This is a genomic window from Flavitalea plasmicola (assembly GCF_030546645.1).
Taxonomy (GTDB): Bacteria; Bacteroidota; Bacteroidia; order Chitinophagales; family Chitinophagaceae; genus Puia.
The window spans coordinates 250,459-272,303 of the sequence record NZ_JAUOTO010000001.1 but is presented as its reverse complement, the minus strand read 5'-3'; the positions used below and the strand labels follow the sequence as shown (position 1 = coordinate 272,303).

Sequence of the window (21,845 nt, the reverse complement as noted above, 5' to 3'; positions counted from 1 at the left end):
CCCGAAGATTTTATGTTCCGGCTCGCCGAAGGAGAATGGATGCGGTCACAAATTGTGACCTCATAGAGCAGAACAGCATCGCCGTCCCTTGTTTGCGCTGTCGGGCTTAACTTGAAAATAGCCCTTTGGCGCAAACATCTAATGATAGGCCTTCGGCCAACAGACTTGTGGTCTGTTTTGCAGGAGATCAGGGACCGCCTGGGTGAACACGACGTACAGCTGAATGCCATCTATGACGCCATCGAGAATATGTTTTTCGAGCAGGTCTTAAATAAAATCCTCAGCTCGTGGCTCGAGGCTATAAGCTCGCGGCTTGCTATTGTATCATGGCCTTCTTACGATTGGCGGCCGTGGGATCCATCCGGCGGATGATCGTCCTGTTGCTCGTAATAAAGCTCAGCGGGTCCTGATTCAGCACCCGGATCATCGCCTCATACAGATCGGGCAGCTCATGCCTGAATTGCACCGCATTCTCAAAAAACATCTCGATCGCCACGGCCCAGAACTCATGGTAGTTCGTGGCCGCATAGTCACCCAGGAAATTCTTTGCGCCGCCTTGCATAGCCGTGAAGATCGGCCGGGCTACCTTGGAGAAATTATGGAACTCGGCTTTGAAATGCTTGTCTTCTTCCGTCTGGGTAACGAAGTTTACATACGCCAATGCATGCCCCATTTCATGCAGCCCGACATTGCAATTGGGTGTTTCGCCTGAGATACCCTTGATGAAATTATCCCAGGAGAGATAGATCCCTGTCTGATCTACGTGCCCCATAAAGGGCCGGGAATAGAATCCGTAATGGTAATCGTCCCTAAGGATGAAGATATCGTCAAAATAGCTGAGCTTGAACTTCTCCAGCCCGAAAGTAAGCTGCACTGCAGCAGCGCTCACCAGGATCGGCATTTCGGCATTCCGCTCTACCTCTATATAATGGAAGTTCTTGGAGTGTTCGAATACGTAGGTGCGAAAAAGAAATTTCTGCTGTTCTTCCAGGCTCAGCCGGTTGTAGTATTTAAAATGACGGGATACAACAGAATGATAAAAGGTCTCCGCCGCTGTAAAGCGTTTAAATTGATGCCTGGTGTACAGGCGCTGAAAAAGCAAGGTCACCGGGCGGTTTAGGAACAATATTCCCAGTACCAGAGCAATAATGACAACGATTTCCATAAGGTTCCATTTTTCTTTGTGATTCAAAAGAAACGATCGGTACGATCGGGCCTTACATCGGTGTTGGATACGGTACTATGGCTTTCAGATCAAATGAACCTCCGGTTCGTTCTGAGGAGGAAAACCCAGGTAGGTTAATCAAGAGGAAATGAATCATTACGGATTGCGAACAAGATAGAAATAATATTTAAAAATCAAAAGCTATGTGAAGATGTTTTCGTTAAATTTTAACATCTCCCTCATTATCAACAAGTTAAAAATGTTTTAAAGTTGGGTGCCTTCCGGGGCGGGGAGCACTTCGGAAGAAAGCGCGGTTTCGGAGAGCGTTCCGGCCATCTCCTCCAGGAATGTTGCATCGATAATTTTACGGGGGGTCAGCGGGTCCTGGTTCAGGAGGCTGCAAAGGGAGGTATACAGTTCGGGCAATTGCTTTTTAAAGGCATGGGCGCGTTCGAAAAAGGTTTCTATGCTGACGGCCCAGAATTCCTGGTAATTAGTGGCGGCATACGGATCCAGGATAGTGGACTCGCCCGCCTGCATGCGTTCGAAGATGGGACGGGCCACTTCGGAGAAATCTTTGAACTTATCATGGAAGGTGTCGTCCTTGCCATCATCGACCGTGAAATTGACATAGGTCAGCGCATGGGCCATCTCATGAAGACCGACATTCTGACCATCGGAATAATCAGTGAACTCCCGGATGAAGTTAGCCCAGGAAAGATAGATGCCGTCTTCGCTGACGTGACCTTCGAACGGCATATTATACAGCCCAAACCGGTAATTCTCCCGTAAAATATAAATGGTCTTGAAATAATCCAGCAGGTAATGTTCCAGGCCGAAGGTGAGCTGTACGGCCGCGGCGCTGATGAGCAAGGGCATGCGTTCCTCTTTTTCCAGGTCTATATATTCGAACTCCTTATCCTCCATGAAATGGAGCACCCGGCGCAGGAACCTGTCTCTCACCGTGTCATCCAGGCTCTTATAATAAGGATTGTATTGAGAGAGAATATGGTCGAAATCCCAATGCCTGTCGTCATAGATCCGGATGACCTTCAGCGCACGGACCTCTTTGAGAATATACCGGCTCAACCTGGCTATTAAAAAAACAGCTATAACCAGGCCTATGATCAGGGCTATCTCGGTCAACATGCGCATAGGTCCGAAAAATACAGTTTTTTCCCGCTTTTGCAACGGTAGGGCCGGGCTTCCCGCGGCTATTGTGAATAAATTTGTGATCAGGACAACAAATCCCCGTTCCGGACCCCATTTTCGGATAAAAACTGAAGGGTTTTAAATTACCTTTGCCCCTCAAGAAAAAACTTCAGGATGTATAGAACTCATACTTGCGGAGAATTAAGAAAGGACCATGCCGGGGCAGCCGTGACCCTGGCCGGCTGGGTGCAGACAGTACGTAAATTCGGGAGCATCACTTTCGTCGACCTCCGTGACCGTTATGGCATTACCCAATTGCTTTTTGGAGAGGAGCTGAATAAAGAGCTGGCGGAGAATCCTCCGGGCCGTGAATTCGTGCTGCAGGTGAAAGGCACTGTGACTGAGCGGACAAATAAGAACCCCAATATACCCACAGGCGACATTGAAATAAATGTCACCTCCTTCAAGACACTGAACAAATCAGTTACCCCTCCCTTCACCATCCAGGATGATACGGATGGGGGGGATGACCTGCGCATGAAATACAGGTACCTTGACCTTCGCCGCAATGCGGTGAAAAAGAACCTGGAGCTGCGCTATGCCGTCAACCGGGCTGCCAGGAATTACCTGCATGAGCAACAGTTCATGGACATCGAAACGCCTTTTCTCATCAAGTCCACACCGGAGGGAGCGCGTGACTTTGTGGTCCCCTCCCGTATGAACCAGGGCCAGTTCTATGCCCTCCCCCAATCACCGCAGACTTTTAAGCAGCTGCTGATGGTCAGCGGTTATGACCGGTATTACCAGGTGGTCAAATGCTTCCGGGATGAGGACCTCCGTGCCGACAGGCAGCCCGAGTTCACGCAGATAGACTGTGAGATGAGCTTTGTCGAACAGGAGGATATCCTCAACATGTTCGAAGGCATGATCAAATATATTTTCAAGGCCGTAAAGAACATAGACTATACGGAAAAGGTGGAGCGCATGACCTGGGAACAGGCCATGTGGCAATACGGCAATGACAAGCCGGACATAAGATTCGGCATGAAGCTGCTGAACCTCAAATCCGCCTTTATTCTGAGCAACGGGGACGCAGCCCCCACAGGCCAGCTGATCAACGGCGCCGGGTTCGGGGTATTCGACAATGCGGAGACCGTGTTGGCCATTGCCGTCCCGGGATGCAGTGAATACACCCGCAAGCAAACGGACGAACTCACCGAATGGGTCAAAAGGCCACAGATCGGTATGCAGGGGCTGGTATTTGTCAAATACAACACAGATGGCACCCTCAAAAGCAGCGTCGACAAATTTTATAACGAGGAGAAGCTGAAAGCCATTGCGGCTGCGGCTGGCGCCAAACCTGGCGACCTGATCCTTATCCTGGCCGGCAGGGAAGAGCGCACACGCAAAGCCATCAGCGAGCTCCGGCTGGAAATGGGGCGGCGACTGGGGCTACGTAAGGAAAATGAATTCAAGCTGCTCTGGGTGCTGGACTTTCCCCTCTTTGAATATGCCGAGGAAGACAATCGCTGGGTTGCCCGTCACCACCCTTTCACATCGCCGAAGCCTTCGGACATCAGCGTAATGATCGACAACAATCCCCTCATCGAAAATGCGGAGAAATACCTGGAGCATCCCTACTCCAATATCAAGGCCAACGCCTACGACATGGTGCTGAATGGCAACGAGATCGGTGGCGGCTCTATCCGGATCTACCAGCGGGAGCTACAGGAAAAGATGTTTGCAGCCCTGGGGATGAGCCCCGAAGAAGCCCTGCACAAGTTCGGCTTCCTGCTGGGAGCCTTTGAATATGGCGCACCGCCCCACGGGGGGATCGCATTCGGCTTTGACAGGCTCTGCGCCATCCTGGGCGGCAGCGAGAGCATCCGGGACTTTATCGCCTTCCCGAAGAACAACAGCGGACGGGATGTGATGCTGGATGCCCCCAGCACCATCGATGACAAACAGCTGGAAGAGCTTTCCATCGCACTGAAAGGAACAACACATGCGTAGCGCACTAAAGATATCGGCGGTGCTCACCTGGATCAACCTGATCTTCTGGGGCCTGGGTTGTCTGCAATGCCTTTTGCTGGGCGTGACAGGCAACCCCTTATTCCTGTTGTCAGGCTTTATCATCAGCGCCATCGTCCTGCACAGCTATGCGGCGCTCCGGCTGCATAGAAGCATCAGGAACCCCGCCGTGCCCCTGAGCAGTCAAACGCCCTCCGGCATTCGCTTTATTGGCTTTGTATCACTGTTCATAAGCACCCTCTTTATCGTTTTCGGGATTGCCCTGATCAAAAGTGCGCACCAGGTGGTGCCCATGCTGCAGGAGAATGCGCAATTCAAGGACATCAGTGAAAAACAGCTGCGTCTGAGTGGGATCCAGGCATTGGTGTTGGGGCTCAGCGTGGCGGTGAATGTGTTGATCAACCTCCGGTTGCTGAGATGGTACTATTTGTCGAGGGACAGCAACAATATTCCATGAAACATCGATCCCGTCATGAACGCTTTCGACTGAGCCGGCGGAGACCCCACCAGGCCAGCAAGCCAGTGGCCAGCAACAGTCCGGCAAAGATCATCTGCACACGCTCCACCGGAGAGGAATAGTGATCCATTCCTTTCTTAATGCTTTCCTGGCAACTATTGATATAGACATACAATCCCGGATACGCATCATTCATCTTCTTCACCTCTAAGAACTTCCGGAGCGCAGCCTTATAATGTCCTTTGTCATAGAAGGAAACCGCCTGGCCGAACAGCCGGGAAGCGCTGCTGAGCCGTGGGGTGATACCCGCTGTATCGAGGTACTCGCCCAGGATGGCCACCGGAACGGCGAAATTAAGCCCTGCTGCCAGCCCTCCTGTGTTCTCCAGGCTGCCGAAAGTGGTAAGACCGACCACTTCCCCCTTTTCGTTGCATACAGGTCCCCCGCTGCTGCCATGGTTGATATTGGCATCCATCTGGATCAGCGGCCACCCTCCTACGGAATGCTTAATGGCGCTGACGATACCGGATGTCAGCGTGGGTTCGATGGCTGACTCGGCCGCCAGAAAGTCATTATTCGTGACAGGACCGGGATAGCCGTAGACAAAGAGCTGCTCGCCAACTCTGGGCAGGCGGTTGTCGGCAACGGCCAGTACAGGCATTTCCCCACCGGCCTCGATCTTGAGGATCGCAACGTCCTTTCCAGGCATCGGCTGTCCCTTCCTGACGATGGTGGCCAGTTTCTTTTCCGTTCCGGGCCCCTTGTCTTCCCGGTCGCTGCGGTATACCACATAAATATCCTTTTTAAGGCCGTAAAGGATCATGGAAAAGAGACGGGAATACACCGAGGCATAGGTATTGTATAGAAGACTTCGCTGTTGCTCGTTGAAAGTAGTGGCCCAGGAATTTTCCAGGGCGGCGATACTGGCATCTGTAATCTGCTGGAAGGCGGACAGGATGAACTGGCGCCGGATGAAGGCATTGTCCCTGTCGATCAGATGGCAGTTGGTAGCCACATATCCGTCGCCGGTGAGGAAAAAGCCGGTGCCCGTGGCCGTGATCTGCTCGGGCTGTTTGATATAGTCGAAGGTCGTCTGAAAAAATCGGGTGGGATGGTTGTTCATCTCCCGGAGCACGATGTCCAGCTTCTGTTCGGCGGAGACACCGCCGGCCTGGTCCAGGCGCTGTATAGAGTCCAGTAAGGCATTGAAAGCCTTATTGTTCATCTTCATGCTGTTGACATAGACATTGGCGGAATATTCTGTCCGTATCATGACAACGCCCGGCCTGTTGACAGCGTAGTTTTCCATCCCGGAGATTTTCTGTCCACAGGCGATGGCGACCGGAAAGAGTAAAAGGATCAACAGAAGGTATTTGCCAGTGCCGTTCATTATTGCAAATAAAACAGGAAAAAGGCTAACTTGTTGTACTATTGACGTTTAAATTTTATTATGTTGTCTCCACAAGCTCCGTTGGCCGAGCGGCTCCGGCCACAAACGCTCGACCAGCTGGTAGGGCAAAAGCATTTGACGGGTAAGGGCAGTGTTTTACGGACTGCCATCGAGCATGGGAAACCTCCATCGATGATCCTCTGGGGCCCGCCCGGAACGGGCAAGACCACCATTGCCGGGATCATCGCCAATTCGCTGAACATACCCTTCTATACCCTGAGCGCTATTTCTGCGGGGGTAAAGGAAGTACGCGAGGTCATCGCGGAAGCCCGTGAAAAAGCAAAAGCCATCCTCTTCATAGACGAGATCCACCGTTTTAATAAAGGTCAGCAGGATGCCCTGCTGGGAGCCGTGGAAAAAGGCATTGTCACCCTCATCGGAGCCACCACGGAAAATCCCTCGTTCGAGGTCAACAGCGCCTTGCTCAGCCGGTGCCAGGTGTATGTGCTGAAACCACTGGACGAACAGGACCTGGTAAAGCTCCTGCAGCACGCCATCAAAGACGATGTGATCCTGAAAGATCAGCAGGTTCAGCTGAAAGAGACGGCGGCCCTCATCAGGATCTCCGGAGGAGATGCCCGCAAGCTGCTGAATTTGCTGGAAGTCGTCTGTGATGCAGCCGGAAAGGGCGCCGTCATTACAGATGATCTGGTCATGGAGATCGCCCAGCAGCGGATAGCGCTCTACGATAAAAAAGGCGAGCAGCATTATGACATCATTTCTGCGTTTATCAAAAGTATCCGGGGCAGCGATCCCAACGCAGCCGTTTATTGGCTGGCCCGCATGATAGAAGGAGGAGAGGACGTAAAATTCATCGCCCGCCGGCTGCTGATCCTGGCAAGCGAGGACATCGGCAATGCCAACCCTAATGCCCTCCTTCTTGCCAATGCCTGCTTCGAAGCCGTCAACAAGATAGGTTATCCCGAATCCAACCTCATCCTATCTCAATGCGCCACTTACCTCGCATCATCACCCAAGAGCAATTCCGCCACGATCGCCATCGGCGCCGCTCAATCCGCCGTGCGCACCCAAGGCGATCTACCCGTACCCCTGCATATCCGGAATGCACCGACCCGGCTGATGAAAAACCTGGACTATGGCAAAGGCTACCAGTACAGCCACAATTATGACAACAATTTCTCTCCACAGGAATATCTTCCCGAAGCGTTGCAAGGCACGAAATTCTATGATCCGGGCAATAACGCCCGCGAAGAAGAGCTGAGAAGATTCCTGCGTGGGCTTTGGAAAGACAAATATGGTTATTGATAACATCACACCTGCTATGACAAATTGGACAGACAAGAAATTCGGCGACCTGAAGCCGGAAGAGCTCTATGCCATCCTGCGCCTGAGAAGCGAAGTCTTCGTAGTGGAGCAAAACTGCATTTTCCTCGACATGGACAACAAGGACCAGGTATCTCATCATTTAATGGGATGGCAGGAAAATAAATTGGTGGCCTGTGCACGCATCGTGCCCGCGGGTATTTCCTATGTGGAAACTTCTATAGGACGGATCGTAAGTTCACCCGACGTACGTGGCCAGGGCATCGGAAGAGTACTGGTTGACAGGAGCATCAAACTGGCGTATGCCCTTCATGGAAAAGGTGTTATACACATCGGAGCGCAGAACTATTTACGGGGTTTTTACGAGTCTTTCGGCTTCGAAAAAGCTGGAGAGATCTACCTGGAAGATGGCATTGAACACATTGAAATGCTTTTACTTACGAAAGAGTAGGTGCAATTCCTCAGTTTAGGGTCGCGTGAATAAAATACTTGTGTTTTCATGCACAATTATTAATAATTATTTCGTTTCTTGTAAGCGAACCCACCATCAATTCATTTGAAGGGGGAATCCAAACCATCGGAAAACTAAAATCTAATATTCATGAAACAGAGTTTACACTCCTTGTTCCGGAAGTGTTTGTTCTTGCTGGTAGCGACTCTATCCCTGCATTTTTCTTCTTACTGTCAAGACGATGAGCTTAAAAACACGACTGAAGCCGGTATTACTGTTGGCCCTATGGTCTTTTTAGGAGACTTAGGTGGTCACGCCGGAAAGGGCAGCACCTTCTTAAAGGACTATAATATGAATACCACCAAGATAGCGATTGGCGCTTATCTGACTGCCTATCCTGCACAGTGGCTGGGATTCAGGTTCTCCCTTAATTATGGTAAGATTGAAGGCGCTGACGGCCTTATTACAGCAAAAGGCGGTGATGAGGTATCACGTCTGGGTCGTAACCTGAACTTCCGTTCGAAGATCTTCGAAGGCACTATCATGGCGGAATTCTATCCAACGGTGTTCCTGGAAGAGGATCCGGAAGATGTCACGGCAAGGCTTCGTCCTTATGGTGTCATCGGCCTTGGCGCTTTTCACTTTAACCCACAGGGCAGCTTCAAAAACGCCTATGGCGAAGACGTATGGGTAAACCTTAAGCCCCTGCATACAGAAGGAGAGGGTTTTCCTGAATATCCTGACCGCAAGAACTATAGCCTTACCCAGCTAAATATCCCTCTCGGTGTAGGTGTCAAATACTTCTTCAGTGAAAATATCAATGTCTCTTTTGAGATCATTCACCGTAAAACATTTACAGATTATATTGACGACGTGAGCACCCGGTATGTGGACCCGTCCTTGTTCGCTAAATATTTATCGCCCAGCGACGCCGCACTTGCAAAACAAATATCTAATAAGAGCCTTAATGGATACAACACGCAAAGTTATCACATGAATGACAAGCGTGGTAACCCCAAACAGAACGACGCCTACTTTACGGCTGGTTTCAAGATCGGGTTCCGCATCAATGGTGGCAGCGAGCAACGCTGGAGGAATTCCACCCACTGCCCGTTGTTGAGGTTCTAAAATTTTGTGTGCCGGAAGCGTGGGAGCAGGCGCTCCATCATTAAAGTTGTTGATCGTACCATTAGGTTTATATTGTTATTGATCCGTTTTTAGTTGTTGTTGATCCGTACCCTATTTTTTTTATTGATTCAAATGGTCAATAGGTATCTATGAGCAAAACCTCTACCCTTCAGAAAACATGTCGTCTCCTTACCGGCGTTGCGGCCATCGGTCTTTCACTGACCATCCTGCAGCCGGCCAATGCATCTCCTCTTCCTGCCGGAATGCATTCCCTGTCGAAAGGAACCTTCGATACTGTCCATAGTATCCAGGTTAACAAATCTCTGATTAGCAAAAAAAACAAGATCAGGCTCTTTCCTGATGCGAAGCAACAGGTGCTGTTCTTCTCCGCCAATGGGGAAGACAAAAGGGTCTATCAACTATATTTATTCGATATGGATGGCAGGCTGGTGAACCAGGCCAGCATCCGGAATCGTGAAACGACCGTATTGACTACGCTGTGCGAAGGGAATTATCTGTTCGAAGTGTTCACGGATGATGAGCGGATTGAGAATGGGCATCTGGTCGTCAGATAGTGCCGGAGTCGTTTTTTCGGGTGGAAATAAGCTCTTTCAAATTTGATTAATGAACAACCAATAAGCAAGCAGGGAAATTGGTAAAATCCTAATATCCGAAGGTTAAGTAAAACCTGATCCGTTCCCTATTCTTAGTACCCTTTACGCACAAAGATTTTATTGATCACTCCCTGCTACCGCTTATTGGGATATCGCGATATTCTTCGAAAGCCGGCTGACGCCGGCTTTTTTGTTTTTTTTCTTCTCTTCACTTTCCGACAGCTATGTGCCTTCCATCGCTGTACATTGGGTACCCTTGTGCATTTGATCAATTTTCAACGGAAATGCTATTGGACAGTGCTGGCTGAATCGACTATCCCAATGTAAGGCGATTCCAGGCCATAGCTGATCGACTGCCCGCGGAGAGGGCAAGAGTGGGTCTTAGCAGATTTCTATCATGGTAACAATCCTCATCGGAGATTGAAAGTATAGCGACGGAACGGAACTTCGTCAGAGCTACGTTCCTCGCTCTTCCTCGTTCGTAACCTTCGCTTCGCTCGGTTAGGGCTGGCGAAAACACAAAAAAAACTGCAAACACCTAATCAAACCAAGAGCACTTCACCAAACCAGGATTACTTCAAAAAAATCCCTGCCGCCTCCTTCCAATTATTAATCCTGTCGTACCCCGTCACCTCCAGGTTATGCGCCGTGGTGAAAATATACGGCTTCCCCTTGAAACCCTTCAGGTTCTTCACATGATCGTCGATCATATAATCCCCGTAGATCAGGTCCTTGCTCCCGCATAGTGTCAACTGCCGCCAGGAGAAGAAAGGAAAATGTTCCTGCAGCCAGTCATATTTATCCTTCAGTGAGTTGGGGAACTCCATCGCAGCCGACACGATAAACACTTCATACCGTTGATTAAGCTCCCGCAGCACCTCCACGGCGTCTTCCATCACCGGCAGATGCCTGAAAAAGCCGGGGGCCGTCAGCCTTTCCATCACGAGATACTGGTGCTCTTCCGGGAAACCTTTCAGCCAGGATCCCACCAGCATCTTATCCCAGTCCACGTCCCCGCCGTATTCCTTCTTATACCATTCGATCATTTCACCCATCGGGTCAGCAATGACCTCATCCATGTCGATGATGATTCTTTCCATAAAATTATTAAGCCTTTAATTCTTCCTTTAAAAATGCCGCTGTAAAACTTTCTTTATTTTTTGCCAGATCCTCCGGCAGCCCTTCAAACAGGATCCTCCCGCCGCCGTCGCCGCCCTCAGGACCCAGATCGATGATATGATCCGCTACTTTTACCACGTCCATATTATGCTCGATGACCAGGACGCTATTCCCCCTGTTCACCAGCTTGTCCAGGACATCGAGCAGGTGCCGGATGTCTTCGAAATGAAGCCCTGTGGTGGGCTCGTCCAGGATATAAAAAGTTTTGCCCGTGTCCTTCTTCGCCAGCTCCGTCCCCAGTTTGACGCGCTGCGCTTCACCGCCACTAAGCGTGACGGCCGACTGTCCCAGCGTGATATATCCCAGCCCTACTTCCTGCAGCACCTTGATCTTACGGTAGATAAACGGTACGTTCTGGAAGAATTCCACGGCTTCGTCCACCGTCATATCCAGCACGTCGCTGATGGATTTCCCTTTATAGCGGATCTCCAGGGTTTCCCTGTTATAGCGGCGTCCATTACATTTTTCGCAATGAACGTACACATCCGGAAGGAAGTTCATTTCGATGACACGCATGCCGCCGCCTTCACAGACGTCGCAGCGGCCGCTTTTTACGTTGAAGGAAAAACGGCCCGCATTGTATCCCCTGATCTTGGCTTCGGGCACCGATGCGAAGAGCGTGCGGATATCCGTGAAGAATCCGCAATAGGTAGCGGGGTTGCTTCGCGGCGTCCGTCCGATGGGCGATTGATCGATCTCGATCACCTTGTCGATATTTTCCAGTCCTTTGATGCTCTTGTATTCCAGGGGTGTCATCTTCGAATCATAGGCATGCCTGCTCAGGATAGGATACAGCGTCTCATTGATGAGCGTGGATTTGCCGCTGCCGCTGACACCCGTTACGACGATAAGCTTGCCCAGGGGAAATTTTACATCCACATTTTTCAGGTTGTTCCCCTTGGCTCCCTTCAATTCCAGGAACTTGCCATTTCCCTTTCTTCGCTCCGAAGGAACCGTAATCTTCTGATGTCCATTCAAATAATCCGCCGTCAGCGTATCCAGCTTCAGCAGAGCCGAAGGACGCCCCTGCGCCACCACCCGGCCTCCATGAAAACCCGCCTTCGGACCAATATCCACCAGGTAGTCTGCCGCCATCATAATGTCCTTATCATGCTCCACCACCAGCACGCTGTTGCCGATGTCCCGCAGGTTCTTCAAAGCCAGGATCAGGCGTTGATTATCCCGTTGATGGAGCCCGATGCTGGGCTCATCCAGTACATACGTGATGCCCTGCAGCTGCGAACCTATTTGAGTCGCCAGCCGTATCCGCTGCGATTCTCCGCCGCTCAGTGTCCGGCTGCTGCGATCCAGGGTCAGGTAGGTTAGCCCTACGTCCGCCAGGAACTGCAGCCGCTCGCGGATCTCTTTCAGGATATCCTTGGCGATGATGTTCTGCTTGTTGTTCAGCTTTTTCTCCACCCCCGAGAACCAATCCACCAGTTTGTTGAGGTTCATCGCGCTGAGCTCCGATATATTCTTCTCTCCCACCCTGAAATACAGGCTTTCTTTCCGGAGCCGGGCGCCATGACAGGTGTCGCAGGTCTTCAGTTCCATGAATTTCTCCACCCATTCCCGCAATGAGTCGGAAGTACCGCCGGCAAACCAACGTTTCAGCGCATTCACCAGGCCTTCATATTCCGTTGTGTAGACCTGGCTTTCACCGGCCGTTTCGCTGAAATCCACCTCTCTGCTCTCTCCCGCTTCATTGCCATACAGCACCAGGTTGAGCGCCTTCTTTGGCATATCCTTAATGGCCACGTCCAGGCTGAACTTGTTCTTTTTCGCCAGCTGCTGCACCTGCTGGAACATGTACGCCTCCCGTTCGCCTCCCAGGGGTGCAATTCCACCCTCGTTGATGCTTTTGGCCGCATCCGGGATGATGGCGTCCATGCTGATCTGGTAAACGGCGCCCAGCCCCTTGCAGGTGGGACAGGCCCCGTAAGGAGAGTTGAAGGAGAAGCTGTTGGGAGAAGGCTCCTCATAGCTGATGCTCGTATCCTCGCACATCAGCTGCTTGCTGTATTGAAACAGCTTGTTATCGTCATTCAACAGAAGGAAAAGCAGGTCCTTGCCCATCTGGAGCGCTTTCTGTACACTCTGGCTCAGGCGCACCTTCATATCTTCCGTCACAGCCATCCTGTCGATGACCACCTCGATGTCATGGATCTTATAGCGGTCCACCTGCATCTTGGGAACCAGGTCCTTCACCTCGCCATCCACCCGTACTTTCAGATAGCCCCTTTTCCGGATGTCTTCAAACAGCTCCCGGTAATGCCCCTTGCGTCCCCTGACCAGGGGAGCCAAAATGGAGATCTTCTTATTCCTGAATTTCTTAAAGACATTGTCGACGATCTCTTCCTCGCTGAATTTCACCATCTTCTTACCCGTATTGTAGGAATAGGCTTCGCCAATCCGGGCGTAAAGGAGGCGGAGAAAGTCATAGATCTCCGTCACCGTACCCACCGTGCTCCGGGGGTTCTTGTTGGTAGTCTTCTGCTCGATGGAGATGACAGGGCTCAGACCGGTGATCTTGTCCACATCCGGCCGCTCCATATCGCCGATGAATTGCCGGGCATAAGCCCCAAAGCTTTCCATATAGCGGCGCTGCCCTTCGGCATAGATGGTGTCGAAGGCAAGGGAAGATTTGCCACTGCCGCTTATCCCCGTGATAACCACCAGCTTATTCTTGGGAATACGGATATCTATGTTCTTCAGATTGTGGACCCTGGCCCCAAATACCTCAATAGTCTCCTCGCCGGGCGCAATACCCGTTTCTGTGTTTGTTTCTACCAATTCCATATTTCGATTGAGTGAAAAATAAGTACTAAAGATAAGTACAACAATCGGAAAGAAGCATTAGTTTGCTAAATTTATTAGGCAACGTCCTTTTGTCCCGCAGTATCTTATTTGAAGGAACAACTGATTTACAGCAATTATTTAATATATAAAGCGTTATCTTTTTATTGCCAACCACTTTTTAACTACTTTACGTTCAGGTTAAGGTTATATTAAATCTGATGAAGGATGTGCTCGACTTCTTTTTGAAACTACTGGACAGCAGTGACTGGCCCCCCCGTTGGCATTGCGGTAAATGGACCGATTTCCACGGATGGCTGTACATCATCAGCGATCTCCTTATCTGGTCAGCTTATTTCGCTATTCCCGTCATTATCATACGTTTCATCAGCCGTCAAAGTCATCAACGCTATGCCCGGCTGTATTTTCTATTTGCCGGCGCTATCCTGGCATGCGGCGCCACCCATTTCCTGGATGCCCTCCTGTTCTGGGTGCCTGTCTATCGTCTTTCAGCGCTGGTGAGGGCCATCACGGCCGTCATCAGCTGGCTGACCGTCTTTTCCCTCATCCGGCTCCTGCCCTATGCCTACAGTCTGAAATCCCCGCGGTCCCTGGAAGCAGAGATCGAGCGGCGTAAAAAAACAGCATCGGACCTGCAGGTGAAGAATCTCCTGCTGGAAGAAAGCAAGCAGCTCTTTAAGAATGTCTTTGACTATTCCGCGGTGGGAGTAGCCCTGGTAAGCCCCGAAGGCCGGTGGCTCAACGTCAACCAGTCTATCTGCGACATGCTGGGATATTCCCGGGAAGAGCTCCTGAAAGGTTCCTTCCAGGATATCACACACCCCGATGACCTGGTGGCCGACATGGCATTTGTGACGCAGATGCTGAATAAAGAACGGGAACACTACCAGATGGAAAAAAGGTATATCAGGAAGGACGGCTCCATCCTTTGGGTCCTTCTGTCCGTCTCCCTGACCTGGCAGGAAGAAAAGCCCGCCTTTTTTATCTCCCAGCTGACGGATATCTCGACAAAAAAGGCGCTGCGACTGGAAGTGGAGCGAAAGAATGCGGAGCTGGAAGCCCATATCGTCAGGATCAATGAATTCAATCGGATCGTAGCCCATAATCTCCGGGGACCCGCCTCCAGCCTTATCAATATGGCCGACTACCTGGAGAAGAACAAGAACGAGGAGGACCGCGATTTCCTCCTGTCGAAGGTAAAAGACACGTCCGTATTGATCATCCATACCTTGAATGACCTGAAAGAGCTGCTGGAGATCCAGCTCCGCCAGGAAGAGCAATCCGTCGCTTACTCATTTAAAGAGGCCCTTCAGACCAGCATGCAGATGCTGGACAATGAGCTGATGAGCACGGATGCGGTCATCACCACAAAATTCGAGGTCGATGAGGTGCTGTTTCCCAAAGCTTACCTGGACAGTATCTTTTACAACCTCCTCAGCAATGCATTGAAATATCGCTGCCAGGGCAAAACCCCCGTCATCGACATCTCGACAAAGGTCCATGACGGCTATATCCTGCTGACCATCCAGGACAATGGCATCGGGATCGACATGCAGAAGTACGGACAGGATATGTTCAAGTATAAAAAGGTCTTCCATAAAGGATATGCCAGCAACGGAGTAGGCTTGTTCATCACCAGGAACCAGCTGGAGGCTAACAATGGGAAGATAGAGGTGGAAAGTGCAGTGGACAAGGGAACCCTCTTCCGCGTTTATTTCGAGAAGAAAAATATAATATGAGCAATAAATTATCTGTGGCAGGCATTATCGATGACGACGAGGTATATCAGCTGGTGATGAAACGAACGATCGAACAGTCAGGCATGGTCGAATCCGTGCTGCAGTTCTATGACGGCGAAGAAGCCATCAGCTATTTCAAGGAGAAACACGCGACGACGGAAATGCTGCCCGGGCTGATCCTGCTCGATATCAATATGCCGTATATGGATGGATGGCAATTCCTGGATGAGTTCATCAAGATCCCGTTCAGGGAAGACTATCGCCGGACCATTTTCATCGTCACTTCCTCTTCTACTTCCGAGGACCTTAAAAAGGCTTCGCAATACAGTGTCGTATCGGGGTATCATGTAAAACCGATCACACAAGATAAGTTCAAGGAGATCCTGGCCGCAAGCGGCCAGGATCTCTTATGAATAACTATTGATTCTGTTTCAGATTGGCATTCACATCCAGCTCGCTCTGCGGCAGCGGCATGATAACCTTATTGTCATCATATCCAAACCCATCGACGTTTAGTTTAAGCCTCTTCAGGGTCCAGAACCTGTCGCCTTCGAAGCCCAGTTCACGGAAGCGTTCGTCCACGAAATCCTGGCCGGTGACGGTGGCCAGCAAACTGGCGCCCGACCGGGCCCTTACGGTATTGATATCGTCCAGGGGGTCTACGCCGCCTACCGAACCGCCTGAAAGCAGGTTAGCCTCGCCCCTGGTGAGATACATTTCCGCCAGCCGGACGACGGGCATCGCCTTATAGAACTGCTGCCATTTATTGGGATAGGTGCCGTCCGCACCGGCGATGCTTTTACCGACGGTGACAAAGGAGGCCCTGCGGTCTCCCGCCTCGAAATAAACGATGTATCCGGCATCGATCTGCGCGTCGCCGCGGCCTACCGTCTGGCCGACAGGCAATCCCTGGTTGGGCGCATAGAAGGTGCTGAGTCCCTGGTTGCTGGTGCCCACATTGCTCTGGGAGGTCTGCTGGATGGCAAAAATGTCTTCCGTTGAATTGACGCTATTGTTAAACGCCTTGTCATAGGTATCCGTCAGTGTAAAATTTTTGCTTACAATGACATCATTGGCCTGGGTAGCCGCATTGGCATAGTCCAGCATGCTCAGGTAAACCCTGGACAGGATGGCCTTGGCGCTGTACACGTCTGCGCGGAAGCTGCCATTGGAGGACGGCAGCTTGGCGATGGCCCCCTGCAGATCGCTGATGATCTGGGTATAGGTGGCTGCCACGGTGGCCCTGGCCGGCTTGCCCTTGGTGGAGTCATATTTGTAAGTAGGCACCAACACGATGGGTAGCCCCGGATTAGTAGCGGCATTGCCGTCCGAGAACGGCCTGGCATAGATGCCGAGCAGCTCGAAATAAATGGTACCACGCATGAACAGCGCCTCGCCTTCCACCGTCGCCTTGTCTGCACTGTCGACAACGCTCAGCTTATCCAGCACGGTATTGCAGATGCCGATGACCTTGTAGCCATTGCCCCACATGGACGAAGCGATGGAATTGGAAGCGACGATCTTTTTATTCTTCACCTGTTTATAACTGGCGTAGGTGCCCACCCAATCCACCTGGTCCTTCGAGGCCAGGAGGTCAGGTATCAGCATGAACTGTTCGCCGAAGGCGCTGTAGCTTTGCAGTTGCTCGTAGGCCCCGAAGAGCAGGGCCTGTACGTCGGCGGAAGTTTTGATCTGGTCCGGCGTGGCATTGTTCTGAGGAAGGACCTCCAGCTTTTTATTACAGGAAGAGGCCAGCAGGAAAACAAATACGATGGTCGGTATATATAGTAATTTTTTCATTTCGATATCTTTTAAATTAGCGACAGATAACTTAAAACTTTACATTCAATCCCAGTGTAAATGTCCTTGCCTGGGGAATGGTATAGAAATCCCGTCCGCCGGCAATATTGCTTACGACGTTGGTATTGACTTCCGGATCACCGGGATATTTTGTAAAGGTCAGTAGGTTAGTGCCGCTGATATAGATCCTGGCGGATTTAATACCGGCGGATTTGAGGGCGCCGCCTGGAAGGGTATACCCCAGCGTGACGTTCTTCATCCGCAGGTAATCTCCTTTATACAGCCACCTGGTGGAGGCGCCGTCGGCGCCAGAGCCATAATAGTAGCCTATGCGGGGAACATTGGTTTTGTCGCCGGGTTTTTGCCATGCGTTCATCAGGTCGACTGTTTGATTGTCCCACCCGTTGTAGAAGCCGGCGGTCATATAGGTGCCGCCCCCGTTGTAAATTTTATTCCCTGTGACGAAGTAGAAAAAGACACTGAGATCGACCCCTGCATATGAAAAGGTATTGGTCAGGCCGCCCGTGTAATCGGGCGTGTATTTTCCCGCCACCAGGCGGGCCGCCTGGGTATAATCGGTCGTCGTCTTCTTACCCGTACTGTCAATATACTGGGCATCGCCTGTCGCAGGATCCACGCCTGCGAATTTCTGCAGGTAGAATGTGCCGATGGGCTGGCCTTCCACCGCCCGCTGTACCCCGCTTGTGATGATCTGTCCCTTGATATCGCCAACCCTGTTCTTGTTATAGGCGAGGTTGAAGGTGGTGGTCCATTTGAAAGCACCCGTGAGGTTCTGCGAGGTGAGGGAAATTTCGATCCCCTTGTTGTCCATCACTCCCAGGTTCTGGTAGATCGTCGCTGTTCCGTTGGAAGCATATCCTGTCGTTGCGGGGATATTGGTATTCAGCAGCAGGTCGGTGGTATGTTTGTGATAATAATCCACTTCGCCGATGATCCTGTTCTTCAGGATACCGAAGTTCAGGCCGGCATCGAACTGGGCGCTCTTTTCCCAACGGAGCTTGTCACTGCCCAGCTGGCTCGGGCTGAAGCCCGGCAACAGCGGATAGTTGGTGACGGCATAGAGGGATTGGAACTGGTTCTCACCGATCTCCGAGTTGCCTGTCAGTCCATAGCTGGCCCTCAGCTTCAGGAAGCTGAAAGGGCTGGAATGCTGGAGAAAAGATTCCTCCGACAGCACCCATCCTGCAGACACAGCAGGAAAATTACCGTACCGGTGTGCGGGAGAGAACCGGGACGAGCCGTCGATCCTGTCGCTGACGGAGAACAGGTATCTGTCCCTGAAGCTGTAGTTGGCTCTGAGGAAATAGCTGAGGAAGGTGTATTTATAGTCGCTGGTCGCGGCGCCGGTGATATTGGTAGCGCCATCCAGGTTCTTCACCGCATCAGAAGGGAAGCCCTCGCCTGAAGCTGAGCTGTGCTCGAAATTATTCTGCAGATAGCTCATGCCCAGGACAGCGGTAAGCTTGTGTTCATCGCCGATGTGGGGGGTGAAGGTGAAATAGTTATTGGTATTATAGGTGACGCTCTGGGATGTCACCAGCGAACCCTTTCCAATGCCGGCACCATCCTGGGATTCCTTGCCCTGGAATTCGTTTTCTGTAAGGTTCAGGATATCCGTGCCGAATTCGGACTGGAAGGACAGCGTGGGCAGTATTTTAAGATTCGCATAGGCGTTGCCGATGGTCCTGAAGGTCACCTGGTGGTCGAAGTCATAGAGGGCATCGTAGATCCCGCTGGGATAGAGGGTCCGTGCATTGGGCAGGCCGGTGGCGGGGTCGATCAGGGGTGAGATGGGGATCTGGGCTACCAGCTGTCCGGGAGTCGAAAAGGCGTCGTCGTTGGTTACCCGGTTCAGCTGGGAGCGGTCTACCGCAAGGTTCAACCCAAAGAGCAGCCTGTCCGAAGCCGTATGATCGAGGTTGAAGCGGGCGCCATAACGTGTGAACCTGTTGTTGATAACGATGGCGTCCTGTGTGTTATAAAAGCCCGAGATGAAAAAGCGCGTCTTATCGTTGCCACCGGTGGCGGAAAGATTCACCTGGCTGGAAGGGGCATTATGGTGGTATAGCTGTTTTTGCCAGTTGGAGTTGACGGCCGTGTCCTGCCACTTGGTGCCCAGGGAATACTGGTCGAGCACGGGCTTGTATACGTTGTCCCAGAAGTCATTGATGCCGTCCTCGACGGTGGCATAACCGGAAATGTTATTGGTGAAATCATACGTTCCGTCACTGACGGCGGCCTGGCGCATCAGGCGAATGTATTGTTTGGCATCCAGGAATTTCCATTTCCTGGCCGGATTGCTGGTGCTGTGGCTGGTATTCAGCTCGATGACGGTCTTCTGACCGGCCTTGCCTTTCCTGGTGGTGATGAGGACAACTCCATTGCCTGCACGGGCGCCATAGATGGCGGCGGCAGAGGCGTCTTTCAGGACCTCCACCGATTCGATATCGTTGGGGTTGATATCCGCCAGGGGATTGGTGTCATCATTGGTCATATCCGACATGCTGGCAGTGGTCACCGGCAGACCATCCACCACATACAGCGGCTGGCTGCTGGCCGAGATGGAGGAGATACCGCGGATATTCACCTGGATGGCCTGTCCCAGCTTGCCGCTGCCTGATGTCACTACTACTCCTGCTGCTTTACCCTGGATGGCTGATTCAAAACTCGGCGCCGGGAAATTCTCGATATCTTTCGCGTTCACCTGGGCAATGGCGCCTGTAATGTCCTTTTTCAACGCCTTGCCATAGCCGACGACCACTACTTCGCTGAGCGCTTTCTGGGAAGCTGACATTGTGATCACCAGGGGACTGGAGCCCGCGTCGATGGGAACTTCCAGATCCTCATATCCAATGTAAGAAAACCTGAGGCTGGTGGCCTTGGGGCCCGCCTTTATGGAAAAGCTGCCGTCGGCCGTGGACAGTGCATTGCCCCTCGCTCCCTTCAACGTGACGGTAACGCCGGACAGGGAGCTATGGTCCTTCGCGTCGATGATCTTGCCGTAAATTTGTCTGGATTGTGCGGATAAGGTACTAAAATGGAATACAAGTACCCCAATCAGGTAGATTGATTTTCTCATGTGCGTTAGTTTATGTTGATTAATGACCGGTAGGTCAGGGGTTATGTTAAAGTTACGCCAAAACCCGGAATTGATTTAACAGGGTAATTGGGTAATTGGGACAAAAAAATCCCCTGACCGGCGGTCCGATCAGGGGAATACGATAATAGGCATGTCTAATGGTATGGAAAAGTTCGCTTATTTGTGTAAAGTAACGTCCGGCACTTTCACCGTCTTGCCCGGATCTACTGTGATATTCGTGATGGTCGTATCCTTATAGTCATCACGTCCCTTGAAATTGATGGAATAAGTACCTGCCGGCACATTCCTGATCAGATAATTCCCGTCCATCCAGTTGGGCACTGCATATAAAGTATCGGTGGCATTATACGCCGTCACCAATATGACTTTTCTTCCCGGCAACGCCAGGCCCTTTATCTTCGCATTGGTCTGGTCATTAAAGACGACGATATAGGGTTTCAGCAAAAATTCTCCGTTCCAGAAGAAGACTGACCGCTCGAGATTGAAGTCCAGCCATAGCTTAAAGTCATTGCTGCTGACGGATGAAACGTCCACCCTGCGAACATTGATCGTAAAGTAGGGATGCGGACCGAACACCTCCAGCGGATAATGCGTCACACTGTCTGTATAAATAGTATTGTCAGAACCCAATGTGATCTTCACTTTCAGGATCTTACCACTAGGGATGAGGCCGGAAGCCAGCAAGGTATCGACACCGTTGCGCAGCTGCAGGAGATCATACACGCCGGGAGTTATATCCAACGTATCCCAGATGACGGATTTATTTTCTTTGTCCCGGTGCCATCCGCAAAAGCCGTCGTCCCATTGACCCACGTGATCGCTGTCGGTCTGTTTGGTAGCCGTATCTACCAGCACCGCTACCTGCCGGATGTCGATCAATACTTTGGTGAATGGAATGGGATCGTCCATCATGTAAATGGACACCTGTGATTTACCCTGGGGAATGTTGGGATTGGATCCGGATGAATTGTTCTTGTTACAGGCAAAGAACAGAAACAATGCAGCAGCTATGCCAGGGGCAAGCAATTTAGTTACCGTTTTCATGTTTGTGAAGTTTTATGGGTAGATATACTGCATCGTTATACAAATGGTTGCCAAAAACTGTTCCAATACGCGTTATTGCCCCGTTAACCAGCCGGGCACGCCGTCTATAACTTTTATCATTCCATTGTAAACCAAAACATTGTACAATTTCAGTGTGGAAAAGTTGAACGAGGTAAGGGATCGTTCAACGAAAAAAAATCTCAAACATTTGGAAATATGAAATTTACCCCCCTATCTTTGCACCAGTTCTTAACACATCTCTTATCAAGAAAGGCTGAGGGAAATGGCCCGATGAAGCCTTGACAACCTGCTGAAGCTGCATAAGCTGAAAGTAAGGTGCCAACTCCATCCCGATGGAATATCGGGACAGATAAGTCAGACCCAGCTTATAATATCTAACCACCATATTCAAG

16 protein-coding genes and 1 riboswitch are annotated in these 21,845 nt (G+C 51.1%); of the genes, 8 read left to right on the top strand and 8 right to left on the bottom strand.

All coding sequences use genetic code 11. The features are described from left to right. Positions 1–316 precede the first annotated feature (316 nt). Both Q4E93_RS01065 and Q4E93_RS01060 read right to left on the bottom strand, forming a co-directional pair. The gene (locus Q4E93_RS01065; protein WP_303582227.1) at positions 317–1,165 is read right to left on the bottom strand and encodes a zinc-dependent peptidase; all 849 of its coding nucleotides are present in this window, start codon (positions 1,163–1,165) and stop codon (positions 317–319) included. 264 nt (positions 1,166–1,429) lie between these two features. Further along, complete coding sequence (locus Q4E93_RS01060) at positions 1,430–2,320, bottom strand: zinc-dependent peptidase (RefSeq protein WP_303582226.1); 891 nt, start codon at positions 2,318–2,320, stop codon at positions 1,430–1,432. 171 nt (positions 2,321–2,491) lie between these two features. On the opposite strand from Q4E93_RS01060, the gene aspS reads away from it, so the two are divergent. Continuing rightward, positions 2,492–4,330, top strand: a complete 1,839-nt coding sequence (gene aspS, locus Q4E93_RS01055) for an aspartate--tRNA ligase (RefSeq protein WP_303582225.1) — start codon at positions 2,492–2,494, stop codon at positions 4,328–4,330. After that, positions 4,323–4,805, top strand: a complete 483-nt coding sequence (locus tag Q4E93_RS01050; protein WP_303582224.1) for a hypothetical protein — start codon at positions 4,323–4,325, stop codon at positions 4,803–4,805. Before aspS ends, Q4E93_RS01050 begins: the two co-directional genes overlap by 8 nt. A gap of 13 nt (positions 4,806–4,818) precedes the next feature. Here Q4E93_RS01050 and Q4E93_RS01045 read toward each other — a convergent pair whose 3' ends face one another. Further along, positions 4,819–6,114, bottom strand: a complete 1,296-nt coding sequence (locus Q4E93_RS01045; RefSeq protein WP_303582223.1) for a S1C family serine protease — start codon at positions 6,112–6,114, stop codon at positions 4,819–4,821. Between the two features lie 141 nt (positions 6,115–6,255). Between Q4E93_RS01045 and Q4E93_RS01040 the strand changes: the two genes are divergently transcribed. The 4 genes from Q4E93_RS01040 to Q4E93_RS01025 all read left to right on the top strand — a co-directional run bounded on the left by Q4E93_RS01040 (position 6,256) and on the right by Q4E93_RS01025 (position 9,693). Further along, entirely contained in the window at positions 6,256–7,521 is a 1,266-nt protein-coding gene (locus Q4E93_RS01040; protein WP_303582222.1) for a replication-associated recombination protein A, read from the top strand. A 16-nt stretch (positions 7,522–7,537) separates the two neighbouring features. Then, entirely contained in the window at positions 7,538–7,990 is a 453-nt protein-coding gene (locus Q4E93_RS01035) for a GNAT family N-acetyltransferase (RefSeq protein ID WP_303582221.1), read from the top strand. A 351-nt stretch (positions 7,991–8,341) separates the two neighbouring features. Beyond that, entirely contained in the window at positions 8,342–9,118 is a 777-nt protein-coding gene (locus Q4E93_RS01030; RefSeq protein WP_303582220.1) for a hypothetical protein, read from the top strand. Positions 9,119–9,267: 149 nt separating this feature from the next. After that, a complete protein-coding gene (locus tag Q4E93_RS01025; protein ID WP_303582219.1) occupies positions 9,268–9,693 on the top strand; it encodes a T9SS type A sorting domain-containing protein in 426 nt (141 codons plus the stop codon). 611 nt (positions 9,694–10,304) lie between these two features. Here Q4E93_RS01025 and Q4E93_RS01020 read toward each other — a convergent pair. Both Q4E93_RS01020 and uvrA read right to left on the bottom strand, forming a co-directional pair. After that, positions 10,305–10,832, bottom strand: a complete 528-nt coding sequence (locus Q4E93_RS01020) for a 5' nucleotidase, NT5C type (RefSeq protein ID WP_303582218.1) — start codon at positions 10,830–10,832, stop codon at positions 10,305–10,307. Positions 10,833–10,839: 7 nt separating this feature from the next. Beyond that, a complete protein-coding gene (uvrA, locus tag Q4E93_RS01015; protein WP_303582217.1) occupies positions 10,840–13,710 on the bottom strand; it encodes an excinuclease ABC subunit UvrA in 2,871 nt (956 codons plus the stop codon). Between the two features lie 218 nt (positions 13,711–13,928). Between uvrA and Q4E93_RS01010 the strand changes: the two genes are divergently transcribed. Together Q4E93_RS01010 and Q4E93_RS01005 are read left to right on the top strand one after the other, a co-directional pair. After that, complete coding sequence (locus Q4E93_RS01010) at positions 13,929–15,467, top strand: sensor histidine kinase (protein WP_303582216.1); 1,539 nt, start codon at positions 13,929–13,931, stop codon at positions 15,465–15,467. Next, positions 15,464–15,880, top strand: coding sequence for a response regulator (locus tag Q4E93_RS01005; protein WP_303582215.1), 417 nt, complete (start codon positions 15,464–15,466; stop codon positions 15,878–15,880). The genes Q4E93_RS01010 and Q4E93_RS01005 overlap by 4 nt, the downstream gene beginning before the upstream one ends. Before the next feature lie 4 nt (positions 15,881–15,884). Here the strand turns inward: Q4E93_RS01005 and Q4E93_RS01000 are convergent, their stop codons facing one another. The 3 genes from Q4E93_RS01000 to Q4E93_RS00990 all read right to left on the bottom strand — a co-directional run bounded on the left by Q4E93_RS01000 (position 15,885) and on the right by Q4E93_RS00990 (position 21,432). Beyond that, positions 15,885–17,267, bottom strand: coding sequence for a RagB/SusD family nutrient uptake outer membrane protein (locus tag Q4E93_RS01000; protein WP_303582214.1), 1,383 nt, complete (start codon positions 17,265–17,267; stop codon positions 15,885–15,887). A gap of 31 nt (positions 17,268–17,298) precedes the next feature. Continuing rightward, complete coding sequence (locus Q4E93_RS00995) at positions 17,299–20,367, bottom strand: SusC/RagA family TonB-linked outer membrane protein (protein WP_303582213.1); 3,069 nt, start codon at positions 20,365–20,367, stop codon at positions 17,299–17,301. 177 nt (positions 20,368–20,544) lie between these two features. Then, positions 20,545–21,432: a DUF4382 domain-containing protein gene (locus Q4E93_RS00990; RefSeq protein ID WP_303582212.1), complete on the bottom strand. Its 888-nt coding sequence runs from the start codon at positions 21,430–21,432 to the stop codon at positions 20,545–20,547. A 258-nt stretch (positions 21,433–21,690) separates the two neighbouring features. Continuing rightward, positions 21,691–21,809: riboswitch (SAM riboswitch) on the top strand. Positions 21,810–21,845 lie beyond the last annotated feature (36 nt).